The organism is Nitrospirota bacterium, assembly GCA_020846775.1.
GTDB lineage: Bacteria > Nitrospirota > 9FT-COMBO-42-15 > HDB-SIOI813 > HDB-SIOI813 > RBG-16-43-11.
The window spans coordinates 1-13598 of sequence record JADLDG010000102.1 but is presented as its reverse complement, the minus strand read 5'-3'; the positions used below and the strand labels follow the sequence as shown (position 1 = coordinate 13598).

The 13598-nt window shown below is 44.6% G+C and carries 13 protein-coding genes; 12 read left to right on the top strand and 1 reads right to left on the bottom strand.

Annotated elements, in window-relative coordinates; genetic code table 11:
- The first annotated feature begins 7 nt into the window (after positions 1–7).
- From IT392_12200 to mutS, 6 genes are all read left to right on the top strand, one after another.
- On the top strand, positions 8–466 hold the full coding sequence (locus IT392_12200) for a CBS domain-containing protein (GenBank protein MCC6545237.1): 459 nt from the start codon (positions 8–10) through the stop codon (positions 464–466).
- 11 nt (positions 467–477) lie between these two features.
- Complete coding sequence (tsaE, locus tag IT392_12195; protein MCC6545236.1) at positions 478–939, top strand: tRNA (adenosine(37)-N6)-threonylcarbamoyltransferase complex ATPase subunit type 1 TsaE; 462 nt, start codon at positions 478–480, stop codon at positions 937–939.
- 36 nt (positions 940–975) lie between these two features.
- Positions 976–1845 carry a uracil-DNA glycosylase gene (locus IT392_12190; protein MCC6545235.1) on the top strand — a complete coding sequence of 290 codons (870 nt, stop codon included), beginning with the start codon at positions 976–978 and terminating at the stop codon, positions 1843–1845.
- A gap of 121 nt (positions 1846–1966) precedes the next feature.
- Positions 1967–2455, top strand: a complete 489-nt coding sequence (locus IT392_12185; protein MCC6545234.1) for an HIT domain-containing protein — start codon at positions 1967–1969, stop codon at positions 2453–2455.
- 31 nt (positions 2456–2486) lie between these two features.
- On the top strand, positions 2487–2741 hold the full coding sequence (locus IT392_12180; protein MCC6545233.1) for a LapA family protein: 255 nt from the start codon (positions 2487–2489) through the stop codon (positions 2739–2741).
- A 15-nt stretch (positions 2742–2756) separates the two neighbouring features.
- Positions 2757–5567, top strand: coding sequence for a DNA mismatch repair protein MutS (mutS, locus tag IT392_12175; GenBank protein ID MCC6545232.1), 2811 nt, complete (start codon positions 2757–2759; stop codon positions 5565–5567).
- 205 nt (positions 5568–5772) lie between these two features.
- Here mutS and IT392_12170 read toward each other — a convergent pair whose 3' ends face one another.
- On the bottom strand, positions 5773–6477 hold the full coding sequence (locus IT392_12170) for a hypothetical protein (protein MCC6545231.1): 705 nt from the start codon (positions 6475–6477) through the stop codon (positions 5773–5775).
- A gap of 94 nt (positions 6478–6571) precedes the next feature.
- Here IT392_12170 and glgC point away from each other — a divergent pair, with 94 nt between their 5' ends.
- The 6 genes from glgC to IT392_12140 all read left to right on the top strand — a co-directional run bounded on the left by glgC (position 6572) and on the right by IT392_12140 (position 13337).
- Positions 6572–7789, top strand: a complete 1218-nt coding sequence (glgC, locus tag IT392_12165; protein ID MCC6545230.1) for a glucose-1-phosphate adenylyltransferase — start codon at positions 6572–6574, stop codon at positions 7787–7789.
- A gap of 112 nt (positions 7790–7901) precedes the next feature.
- Positions 7902–8714 carry an HAD-IIB family hydrolase gene (locus IT392_12160; protein MCC6545229.1) on the top strand — a complete coding sequence of 271 codons (813 nt, stop codon included), beginning with the start codon at positions 7902–7904 and terminating at the stop codon, positions 8712–8714.
- Between the two features lie 116 nt (positions 8715–8830).
- Entirely contained in the window at positions 8831–10183 is a 1353-nt protein-coding gene (locus IT392_12155; protein MCC6545228.1) for a glycerate kinase, read from the top strand.
- Positions 10184–11392 carry a glycosyltransferase gene (locus IT392_12150; protein MCC6545227.1) on the top strand — a complete coding sequence of 403 codons (1209 nt, stop codon included), beginning with the start codon at positions 10184–10186 and terminating at the stop codon, positions 11390–11392.
- A gap of 12 nt (positions 11393–11404) precedes the next feature.
- On the top strand, positions 11405–12118 hold the full coding sequence (locus tag IT392_12145; GenBank protein ID MCC6545226.1) for a hypothetical protein: 714 nt from the start codon (positions 11405–11407) through the stop codon (positions 12116–12118).
- A 10-nt stretch (positions 12119–12128) separates the two neighbouring features.
- Entirely contained in the window at positions 12129–13337 is a 1209-nt protein-coding gene (locus tag IT392_12140; GenBank protein MCC6545225.1) for a glycosyl transferase, read from the top strand.
- The last annotated feature ends 261 nt before the right edge of the window (positions 13338–13598 follow it).

Here is a 13598-nt window from a genome sequence, read left to right as displayed (position 1 = left end):
AGACAGTATGGCCACAGCCAAAGACATAATGACCAAAGAGGTCATAACAGTTACAACGGACGTAACCATAGAAGGCCTCGCCCGCATCTTTACAAGGCATGACATCAGCGGGGCAGCAGTAGTAGATGAGGATGGAAAGCTCATCGGAATGGTCACAGAAAATGACCTTATAAAGATGGAGCAGAGACTCCACATTCCCACGGTAATCAACATTTTTGACGCAGTAATATATCTTGGAAGCTCTAAGAGATTTGAAGAAGATATCAAGAGGATGGCAGCAACTAAGGTCGAGGATATATTCACGAAAGTCGTAGTATCAATATCAGAGAGCTCCACTATTGAGGAAATAGCCACAATTATGAGCGAAAAGAAAATCCATCACCTGCCAGTCCTAAAGAGGGGTAAGCTTGTCGGGATAGTGGGAAAGAAGGATATTGTAAAGGCAATCGCAAAAGGCGAGAGGTAAAGGGTTACCCTATTACAATTAGGACAGCGAGTGTTAAAGAAACAATGGAGGTTGGGAAAAGACTCGGGAGTCTTTTGTCGCCGGGAGATGTAATTTTTCTGACAGGAGAGCTTGGGACCGGAAAAACATGTTTCGTCAAGGGGATCGCAGACGGGCTTGGAATAAAAGATGCCCGCGTAACAAGCCCGACATTTATCATAGTAAACGAGTATAAGGGGAAGATACCTCTATATCACATAGACCTTTACAGGATAGGCATCATCGAAGATCTGAGAGACATCGGGATGGAAGAAATCTTGTATGGTAAAGGGGTAACGGCAATTGAATGGGCTGAGAGGATTAAGGACACACTGCCGGATGAGAGGTTGGATATAACCTTGAAGTGGGTGGATGAGGAGACACGCACAATTGACATAAAGGCGTTTGGAAGTCATCACAGAGAAATATTGAAGAATCTAACAGGTGAGTACTAATTGTTAATAAAAGAACAGTAATGAAGAGCATTATTCATGGATCATAGTAAAGATGTTCTTGAAATGATAAAAGATGTCAGGGAATACCTGCTTTCGCTGAAGGAAACCGGTGTGGACGAAATTGGAATAGAAACAGTGGTTACAAAGGAGCTTAAAAATCCAGCCTGTCATCCTGAATTTATTTCAGGATCTCCTACGTTGCAGGGTCAGGAGATTCTGAAACAAGTTCAGAATGACAGGGGTATGGTTCAAAGTGACAGGGAGGATGATGAAAATAATCCCCCCATCCCCCCTTTAGAAAAGAGGGGTAAAGCTTGTCCTGAGCTTGTCGAAGGAGGGGGATTTGAGCGGCTTCAAATGCTGCGTGATAAAATTGGGGACTGCCAGAGATGTAAACTCTGGAGCGGCAGGACCAGCATAGTCTTCGGAACAGGCAATCCCGAGGCACGACTATTGTTTGTCGGTGAGGGGCCCGGACGGGAAGAAGACAAGCAGGGTATACCATTCGTTGGAAGGGCAGGAGAATTGCTTACAAAGATGATCACCGCTATGGGGCTTTCACGGGATGATGTATACATAGCAAATGTGATCAAATGCAGGCCGCCTGACAACAGGAATCCGGCGGATGATGAGATTGCAGCATGTAAACCATTTTTACAAGAGCAGATTGGCGTGATTAAGCCTGAGGTTATATGTGCCCTGGGGACATTCGCCGCACATACTTTGCTTGACACGACAACAAGGATCAGTGACCTGAGGGGAAGTGTGCATGATAAAGGTGATTACAAAATAGTTGCCACATTTCATCCGGCATATCTACTGAGAAATCCAAATGAGAAACGCCGTGCATGGGAGGATTTGCAGCTTGTGATGAAAGAACTTGGAATGGATAAGAATATCCTCTAATGACACGTCATGAGCCGGGGCTCACAAAGGGGGAAATTAGTTACCCCACTTTAGAAAAGGGGGGGCAGGGGGGATTTGAAAGGCTATTTCGAGTGAACCGTCGTGAATGGAGGATTCTGGAGTGAAGCAAATATGGGCGCCATGGCGATTGACTTATATCCTGGAAGGTAATACTGAGGAGTGTATATTCTGCGTAAAGCCTAAGGAAGATGCAGACAGAGACAACCTGATCCTGTTCAGGGGAGAACATGCCTTTGTTATCATGAACCTTTTCCCTTACGGAAACGGCCACCTGATGATAGTCCCTTATGAACATGCAAATGACCTTAACGGGCTGTCAGAGGAGACACTGCAAAGCCTGATGCTCCTGACAAGAAAGTCAGTGAATGTCCTAAAGAAGATATTTCAGGCGCAGGGTTTCAATATCGGCATTAACCTCGGCAAAGAGGCAGGGGCCGGGATAGATGATCATCTGCATGTTCATATTGTTCCAAGATGGACAGGGGATACTAACTTTATGCCTGTGCTGGCAGAGACAAAGATCATACCCCAGCATATCCAGGCAACATACGACCTCCTTTTGCCATTTTTCAGGGAGGAGTCGTCATAAACCGGGGTTTAAACTGGAAGGAAGGTAGAAAATGCTTCGTGTCATAATTGCTCTTATTATCCTGATCACACTAGCTATAATGGCAATAGCCAACAAGGAATTGGTCCAGGTCAACTACATTATTGGAGCCACATCACCGATGCCGCTCTATCTCGTGCTGATTGTAACTTTTTTAATCAGCGGATTACTATTCTCACTCATCCTGCTGCCACTATGGATACGAGACAAGATGGAAATAAGAAAGCTGAGGCGCAGATTGAAAGATAACAGCGTTGCAGACAGGTAACTGAGATAACAGCAGATGGCAAACCAGGATCAACTAACCCCTCTCTTACGGCAATACCAGGAAATAAAAAATAACCACAGGGACGCAATATTATTCTTCCGGATGGGAGATTTTTATGAAATGTTTTTTGATGATGCCGTCACTGCATCAAAGATACTCGAGATAACGCTCACGACAAGGGACAAACGAAATGATAATCCCATACCAATGTGCGGTATCCCATATCATGCAGTTGACTCATACCTTCCGAAGCTTATACGGTCCGGATACAAAGTAGCCATCTGTGAACAGGTAGAAGACCCGGCAACAGCTAAAGGTATAGTGAGGCGAGAGGTTATCCGGATAGTAAGTCCAGGGACCATACTCGACGGAAACCTCCTTGATTCGAGGGAAAATAATTATATAGCATCTGTTTATTTCGGGGACACTTCCCAACGTGCTGCACCAGGCGAAGTGTCCCAGACTGTCGCCATCGCCGGGCTTTCATTTGTAGACATCTCTACAGGTGATTTCTATATTGCGGAGATAAATACCCCTATATCCCCCTTTGCAAAAGGGGGAACTCGAATATCTCCATTTAAAGAAGAAGGAACTGGCATATTCCCATTTACGAAAGAAGAAACTCCTATTCCCCCCTTTAATAAAGGGGTGAAGGGGGGATTTAATACCGTAGACAAGCACATATGGATGGAAATTTCCGACGAAATAGCCCGCATAGCCCCGAAAGAGTTAATAGTGCCGCAAGGTCTTGACTGCTCAGGATTTCTGAGCAGCAGTCAGCTGCAAATGTTGTGCATCAATAGATGTCCCGCTGAAATGTTCGAATTTATCAGGGCTTCGGCAGTATTCAATGAACATATAAAAGAGAAACAAAATGAATCAATAAGTATTGATGCGCACAGTCCTGTTATAAACGCCGCCGGCGCACTCCTCGGCTATATTTCCGGGACTCAGAAGACCTTACTAAAAAACATCAACCGTGTAAAGGTCTGGAGGCAAGGACAGTACATGACGGTAGACGACCAGGTGCAGCGTACGCTCGAGCTCGTCAGGTCATCACAGACAGGACAACGAAAAGGCACCCTTTTTCACCTGCTGGACAAGACCATGACACCGATGGGAGGGAGACTGCTGCGGCACTGGATACTCAATCCGCTTATGGACTGTGATGAGATCATAAGGAGACAGGATGCGATCGAAGAGTTGAGGAATCATTTTACGCTAAGATACAAATTGCGCGAGCTTTTAAGAAATATTCATGATATGGAGCGAATTATCAGCAGGATTACACTCAAGGCAGCAAATGCACGCGACCTCACGTCTCTTAATCAATGTCTTTCAATCATACCTGAACTGAAAATCCTCCTGTCCGATTGTTCAGATACCTTCATCAGTAATGCAGTTGACATGATTGACGGTATCGGAGAATTACAGAAGTTGATCTCTGAAGCTATAGCAGACTCCCCTCCCCTGTCAATTACAGACGGCGGTGTTATAAGGGATGGTTTTAACCCTGACCTCGACAGACTGCGTGAAATAAGCCGGGAGGGGAAGGGTTGGATTGCAAGGCTTGAGGCAAAGGAGCGTCAGAGGACAGGTATAGATTCCATGAAGATCCGCTACAACAGGGTCTTCGGATATTACATGGAAGTGACAAAGACAAAACTTCATAATGTACCTGAGGACTATATCAGAAAGCAGACGCTTGCCGGGGCCGAACGTTTTATTACACCTGAGCTGAAGGAATATGAAGAAACAGTGCTTGGAGCAGATGAGAAGATAAAAAGACTCGAACTACACCTTTTTGAAGAAATCAGGGAAACAGCGGCGAGGGATGTAGAGCGGGTGCAGAATAGCGCCAGGGGGATTGCAGGCATAGATGTAATTGCCTCACTTGCAGAGGCAGCACACTCATTTAATTATATACGGCCTGTGATAAACCATGGCCTTACAATAATGATTAAAGACGGCAGGCATCCCGTTATCGAACAGATGGGACTTGGTGAGCGCTTTGTACCCAACGACATTGAACTCGATTATGAAAAAAACAGACTCATGATACTGACAGGGCCCAACATGGCCGGTAAATCAACATACATGCGGCAGACAGCTATCATTGTACTGATGGCTCAAACCGGATGTTTTGTCCCTGCCAGTGAAGCACATATAGGAGTAGTTGACCGTATATTCACGCGAATAGGGGCGTCAGACAACCTGAGCGAGGGGCGCAGTACATTCATGGTTGAGATGGAGGAAACTTCAAATATCCTTCGCAATGCAACCCACAGGAGCCTGATTCTGCTTGATGAAATTGGACGCGGGACAAGCACGTTTGACGGCATTAGCATCGCGTGGGCAGCCGCTGAATTTATAAACAGGAGGCTTAAGGCAAAGACACTGTTTGCCACCCACTATCATGAACTGACGGAACTTGCCCTCACAACTGAAGGGATATTCAACTCACACATGGCTGTACGCGAATGGAACGATGAGGTTATCTTTTTGCGAAAGGTAATGCCTGGCACTGCAGACAAGAGCTATGGTATCCAGGTGGCAAGACTTGCAGGCATACCTGCAGAGGTTATAAACAGGTCAAAAGAGGTGCTTGCAAACCTTGAAAAAGAAGAACTTGACGGATCAGGCATGCCGAAACTGGCACATTCTGATAAAGATAAAGCACAGCATGTGTCACAGACAGATATTTTCAGTACACCGGCTGAGACACACCCGGTTCTGAGTGAACTGAGAGAATTGGACATAATGAACTTGACACCATTGATGGCACTAACCAAACTGGATGAATTGAAAAGGAAGATTAGTAATTAGTCAGGATGAATCGAGGGATTTTCGAGTGAACCGTCGTGAGCCGCGTGCTCACAAACCAGGAGCATGAAAAAATTCCCCTTAATCCCCCTTTTTCAAAGGGGGAAATAATGTTCCTCATACTATTAATGGAGAATCAAGTTCCCCCCTTTAGAAAAGGGGGGTCAGGGGGGATTTGAAAGGCTATTTTCGGATGAGTCATGTTTCATCAGCTCTTACGCAGTAATTTCCCCATGTCATGCCAGAGTGAGTTGATTATGTTTATCGTCGCAGGTAAGTCCGTCTCTACTTCTGTTCTTGCCTTTTTCAAAGTAGCCTGAAATTGTTCAATAGCCTTCTTATCTCCATTTGCTGCTGCGGTCCTGGCTTCTTCAAGCATATTGTTCAGAAAGTCCATTTCACCCCTTGCCGAGGCAATATTATTTGAACGTAATTCCACATACACCCTCAGGAGATGGCTCCTGAAGTTCGCCAGTGAGGCACTGAACTCAATACGCTGCAAATTTCCCTTCGTCTCTTTCCTGACCGAATCGAGGGCTTCTGACTGTTTCCTCGTTGAATCATCTATTGCCTGTTTCTGTTGACTGATGGCCTTGTCAAATGCCCCATTCTGTTTATTTATGAGCTCCTTGGTCGCTGATAAACTCTTTTCGAGGGAGGCTATCTTAACAGCGTTGGAATTGACTGTCTTTATTATTTTGCCGGCCTCTGCATCAGGCGGAAACTGGGTCATCTTCATTGCCTCCTCATCATTCTTGACAAATTCTTCTATCTTATCAAACCGCTGTTTCATATCCTGGAGATCGGCTTTTATTACTGCGGTCTCGTTCCGAATGAGGATAGGTATTCCAAAATAGCCTGCACCTGCCGTAACTAAAATAAGTACGAATAAAACGATAATGATGCTTTTCATAATTTGATCCCTCCATAAGGATACTTTAAGACTATAATAAGTTGCAATTATACAGGATTTTGTTTAATATTTACAAGTAAAGTCTGGAGGCAATATGAAGGATATCTTTACAATGATATTGGCCGGCGGAAGGGGAGAAAGGCTGCACCCTCTTACGGCAGACAACGCAAAACCGGCGGTTCCCTTCGGCGGCAAATACAGGATAATAGATGTTACCCTCAGTAATGCAGTAAATTCAGGCCTCAGAAAGATAGCTATTCTTGTTCAGTATAAATCATTGTCTCTCGATAACCATATAAGAAAAGGGTGGAATATCCTGAGTAGTTATCTTGATGAATATATTATCACCATCCCGCCCCAGCAGCGGGTAAGTCAGGATTGGTACAGGGGAACCGCTGATGCCATTTATCAGAATTTCTATGTTATTGAAAATGAAAATCCGGAATACCTCCTTGTACTTTCAGGTGATCATGTCTACAAGATGGATTACATGGAGATGTATAAATTCCATAAGGAAAATAATGCAGATGCCACTGTAGCTGTTATTGAATTTGACAGGAAAGAGGCATCCAGTTTCGGGATACTTGAAGTAGAACAAGACTACCGTATAGTCGGTTTCGAAGAAAAACCGAAAAATCCCAAGACCATTCCTGGCAATCCAAATCTGTCTCTATGCTCTATGGGTGTATATTTATTTAATACAGATGTCCTTTACTCAAATCTTGACGCTGATTCAAGAGAAGATAGTGCACACGACTTCGGTAAAAACATAATTCCGCGTATGATAAAATCAAACAGGGTTTATGCGTATAACTTTAAAGACTTGAATAAGAAAGAGGCAAAGTACTGGAGGGACATCGGTACTATTGACGCATACTGGGATGCAAACATAGAACTTACATCAGTGGACCCTGTATTTAATTTTTATGATAAAGAATGGCCAATAAGGACATATCAGGGACAATACCCTCCGGCAAAATTTGTCTTTGCGCAGGAAGAAGAAGGGGGTCGCCTCGGAATCGCCATGGATTCCATTGTATGCGGAGGTGTAATCGTCAGCGGCGGACGTGTTCAAAGCTCAGTAATATCTTCCAATGTAAGAATCAACAGTTATGCTGATGTCAGGCAATCGGTAATCCTGGAGGATGCAGAAATTGGCAGATTCTGCAAGATCAACAAGGCAATAATAGACAAGAAGGTCACAGTCCCGCCTAAAACAGTCATAGGATACAACCTGGAAGAGGATAAAAGGCGTTTCTTTGTTTCCGAATCAGGAGTTGTAGTAGTCACCAGGGGCATGAAATTCGATTAACCCGTGTAAACATATAATCAAGCTCCTTCCCGTTCACTTGATTATAAAGCATCATTAGCGTATAGTAATACTGATCTATCCTGCAGGCAATAAACCGAAATCATTTTATAAAGTGCCGACTGTCATTATCATTACAGACTTGGATGGTACATTACTGCATCCGGTAAATTATTCATTTGCTGATGCCATCCCTGCTCTCGAAGTTATTAAAGAACGAAGATACCCGGTAGTCTTATGCTCCAGTAAGACCAGTGCTGAGATTCGTGAATACCGCAGCCGGATGGGGAACAACGACCCTTTCATAACTGAAAATGGCGGAGGGATCTTTATTCCTGAAGGATATTTCAATAACCCTGTATCTGGTGAATGTAAAGGAGATTACAGGATTATCACACTTGGCAAATCATATCATCATATCAGAAGGGTATTTCATGATATACGGCAAAGGACGGGGATCAGGGTAAAGGGATTTGGTGATATGAACCACGAAGAAATCGCACGTCATACGGGTCTGCCATTATCAGATGCCGTATTGTCCAAGGAGAGAGACTTTGACGAACCTTTCATATTCGAAGAAGGAGAAGACCGTGTTACGGAGTTTATTGATGCGATAGAAAAGGCCGGACTTTTCTGGACTAAGGGGAGGTATTATCACATCCTTGGTGACAATGATAAAGGTAAGGCCGTTAAGATACTCATGGATTATTATAAAAGAGAGTTGGGAAGGATCGTGACAATAGGACTTGGCGACAGTTTCAATGATCTTCCGCTACTGCAGAATGCAGACTATCCGGTTCTTGTTCAAAAGGAAGACGGAAGTTATGAAGAGAAGATACAACTTCCTAATATAATAAAGGCAGATGGCATAGGCCCAGCCGGATGGAACAGAGAAGTTATCAAACTGATTACGAGTGAACTGTCATGAGCCGCGGGTTCACAAAGCTTGAATATAATCCCCCTTAATCCCCCTTTTTCAAAGGGGGAAATTAGTTACCCCACTTTAGAAAAGGGGGGCAGGGAGGATTTGAAAGGCTATTTCGAGTGAATAACAGAGAAAACATTTTAGATATTTTTTACGCCGGACTGAAATCAGTGGATTCGTACGATTCTGTCCGTAAGGCCATAAGCCTTCGGGATAATGAAATATTTATCAATGGACAGACTACATATAAGACTAACAACTTCAGTAAACTAATTGTTGTCGGGGCAGGCAAGGCAACGGCACCAATGGCTCAGGCAGTCGAGGATATATTCGGTGAGCTTATTGATGATGGCATAATTATAGTAAAATACGGACATACGAGACCGCTAAGAAAGATACGTCAGATTGAGGCATCGCATCCCCTTCCTGATACGAGCGGCCTTAAAGGGACAGAGGACATTACAGACATCCTGAAGAATGCGGATGCTGAGACGCTTGTTATATGTCTTCTTTCTGGAGGGGCGTCAGCCATGCTTGTTTCACCGGCTGGTGATATTTCACTCGATGACAAGAAGCGTGTGACAAACCTTCTGCTTAAGGCCGGGGCGACCATAAATGAATTAAACGCTGTCAGAAAGCATATCTCACAAGTAAAAGGGGGACGGCTTGCAGAGATGGCGTATCCTGCGACAATAGCGACCATTATACTGTCTGACGTAATCGGTGACAGGCTTGATGTCATAGCATCCGGGCCGACTGTCCCCGATGGTTCAACCTTTCGTGACGCGATGGTGGTATTGGCAAAATATAATCTTGAAGATAAAGTGCCTGATAGCGTTTTAAGATATATTGAGAAGGGTTTGAAAGGAGGGGCTGAAGAAACACCCAAGAAAGACAAGTTATTTTTCCTGAATGTAAGGAATATTATCGTAGGAAGCATCAGGAAGGCCCTTTCTGCGGCAATGGTAAATGCAGAGTTACTTGGATACAAGACGGAAATAACAGCTCCTGATATTCAGGGTGATGTCAGGGATGCCGCACGATCTTTGGCAGACAAGGCAATGGCAGTAAATAAATCATTAAAGAGCAGGAGTGTCCCGGTTTGCCTGCTCTCAGGAGGAGAGACTACTGTGTGCGTAAGAGGCAGCGGAAAAGGAGGCAGAAATCAGGAATTGGCCCTTGCCTTTGCGACAGCAATCGAAGGCGAAAAAGGTATAACTATGCTTTCCGCCGGTACGGACGGGACAGATGGGCCTACTGATGCAGCCGGAGCCATAGTGGATGGAGAAACTATAAAACTTGCATTGAAATACAAGATTGACCCTATGGAATATCTCCGGAATAATGACTCGTATAATTTTTTCAAGACCCTTGATTCACTGTCAGGGACGCAACATCACCTGATCACAGGACCGACATGGACAAATGTCATGGACATTCAAGTCATAATAGCAGAGGCAGGTGATAAATAGATGGAAAATACCGACATCATCGTTGGGATCGCCAGTTATAACAACGCAAAAACCATCGGTCACGTAGTCAAGGCCGTTGGCGCAGGCCTTGCAAAATATTTCCCTGATAAGCGCGCCCTCATCGTAAATTCCGACGGAGGCTCTAAGGATGGCACACCAGATATTGTAAGATCAGCGACACTCGATCATGCCGCAATATTCTTATCTCATCCTGTTTATCCTATACACAGGATCAGCATGCCGTATATTGGAATACCAGGAAAAGGAAGCGCCTTCAGGGCGTTGTTTCGACAGGCTGTAGATCTGAATGCAGAGGCATGCTGCGTAGTGGATGCGGATTTAAGGAGCATAACACCTGAGTGGATAGAGCTTCTTCTGTCACCGGTAATTAAAAATGGTTTTGACTTTGTAGCCCCATTCTACAGCAGGCATAAGTTTGACGGGACTATTACCAACTCAATCGTTTATCCATTAACAAGGACGCTTTATGGCAGGAGGGTCCGTCAGCCTATCGGTGGTGAATTTGGATATTCCGGAAAGATGGCTGAGTTTTATCTGTCGCAGGATGTATGGGAAAGCCACGTTGCCCGCTTTGGCATTGACATATGGATGACTACGGAGGCCATTGCCAATGATTTCAAGGTCTGCCAGACCTTCCTCGGTGCAAAGATTCACGACCCTAAGGATCCTGGGTCAGACCTGTCAGACATGCTGTTGCAGGTAGTTTCCACCCTCTTTAATCTGACGGAAAGGCACTATGACAAATGGAAGGATGAAAGGGGTTCCTCAGATGTCCCGACATTTGGTTTCAGATATCATGTAGGACTTGAATCTGTAAAGGTAAACGCAGAGAAGATGCTCGGCATATTCAGGGCAGGGCTTAAAGACCTTCGGCACATCTGGCTGGATATCATGGGGCCCGGGGATCTTGGCGAGATAGAACGTATTGGAAGACTTTCCAACGGTGAATTCAGGTTCCCTGCCGGATTGTGGGTTAATGTAGTATATGACTTTGTTGTTGCCTATCACAGAAAGGTGATGTCTCCGGAACACCTTATACGGTCTCTTGTCCCTTTGTATCTGGGGAAGACGGCTTCATTTGTAATTGAAGCGGAAAATATGGAACAGGAAGGTGCAGAGGCAGAGATAGAGAGATTGTGTCTGGAGTTCGAAAATAAAAAAGACTATCTTGTAACTAATTGGAAATAAGGAGGTGATATCATGGAAAACTTTATGGATTTGTTATTGCAGCCGCTCAGGGATTTCGGATTGACAATCTTTGAGTTCATACCAAATCTTCTTGCAATGCTGATAATTTTTATCGCAGGTTTCTTTTTGTCCCGCCTGATTAAAATGTTTTTTCTGCGGGTCTTCAGGGTTATAAACTTCGACAGCTGGTGTGACAAGGCAGGTTTAACCGCCATTATAAGAAAAGGTGATGTTTGGTCAAGGCCGTCTGATGTATCCGGAGGTATAATCTACTGGTTTCTTATTATAATGTTCCTGATGATTGGATTGAATGCACTTCAGCTGGAGACCATTGATAATCTGACAGCGCAATTCTTCCTCTATATCCCGCGTGCATTCTCCGCCCTTGTTATCCTTATTGCAGGATATATCCTGGCAGGATTTATAAGCAGGGCGGTGTTGATTACTGCAGTTAACAGCGGATATCACTATGCAAAGATACTTGCCGAGGCAGTAAGGCTTTTGCTTATCGTCCTTATACTTGCAATGGCCCTTGAACAGCTCCAGATTGCGCCTGGAATCGTGATAGCTGCCTTTTCCATAGTCTTTGGCGGTATCATCCTTGCCCTTGCTATAGCCTTCGGCATAGGTGGAATTGATGCTGCTAAGGGGATAATTAAAGGCAGCGAGCCGGAGCATAAAGATGAAAAGAAGAATGAAAAAGAAAGAGAAGCTGAATATTTATAGGAGGTGAATAATGTCGGACTTCTATCAGACAGATTTGATAATTACCTTGCACAGGCTTGGAAATCCAGGTCTGGAAAGGGTAGAGTCTGAACTTATGGAATATACCAGACAACGGCCTATAGCGCTGGTGCTCCCTGCCCTTGTTACAGAGTTTGAGGGAGAGGCAATTAAGGGGATTATTTCAGAATTAAAAAAAGTCAGGTATATCCGTGAGGTGATCCTCACACTTGGAAGGGCGAATGATAAGGAATTCAGATATGTCAGAGACTTCATGTCTCAGCTTTCATGTGAAGTAAAGATTATTCATAACGAGGGGAAAAGGGTTAAGGAGTTATATGCAACCCTGGACCGCAATAACGTATGGGCTGGTGAAGACGGAAAGGGGCGTTCGGCGTGGATAGCCTACGGATATGTAATCGCTAACGCACAGTCTGAGGTTATTGCGCTGCATGACTGTGATATAGTCACATACAACAGGGAGATGCTTGCCAGGTTGTGCTACCCGGTTGCAAACCCCAATATAGACGTTGTGTTTTGCAAGGGCTATTACAGCAGGATAACTGATAAAATGCACGGCAGGGTAACACGGCTGCTTATAACCCCTTTGATAAGGGCGCTGCAAAAACTTGTGGGACCAAACCCATTCCTTATGTTTCTGGACAGCTTCAGGTATCCGCTCGCAGGGGAATTCGCAATGATAACGGACATGGCAAGGACTAACAGGATACCATGGGACTGGGGTCTGGAGGTCGGTGTATTATCTGAGGTCTTCAGGAATTATTCCCCTCGAAGGGTTTGCCAGGTTGATATAGCTGACAACTATGAGCACAAGCATCAGCTACTATCCGCAGACGATGCAAAAAAGGGGTTGATGCGGATGACTGTAGACATATGCAAGTCTATTTTCAGATTCCTTGCTGCTGAGGGGATTGTACTTTCGGACAGTTTTTTTAAGTCTCTGCAAGTTGCATACATAAGGCTTGCCGAGGATACCATGGTTAAATTCGAGGCAGATGCTGCAATCAACGGGCTCAAATTTGACAGGCATTCGGAGGCAAGCGCTGCAGAGGCATTCTCATATGCAATCAAGTTAGCGGCTGATACCTATTCAGAAAACCCAATGGCCGCCCCGCTGATCCCAAACTGGAACAGGGTAACCTCAGCCATACCTGGCATACTTGACATGCTGAAACAGGCTGTGGATGATGACAATAAATAAGACCTATAAACCTGTTGAATTTCTTCAAATATCCTGCTAAAATCAGTCGTTGCTCAAAAATGTCCAGTTGCAAGGAAGGAAGATAGATTTGGACCGTAGGCGTACTTCCTGTACGCTGAGGGTCAAATTTATCTTCCTGACGCCGCAAATGGGCGTTTAACAAAGCAGCTAAGTGTAATTTGTGTTCAAAAATGCCCAGGTGCAAGGAAGGACATATAATTTGGACCGTAGACGTACTACCCGTACGTTGAGGTTCAAATT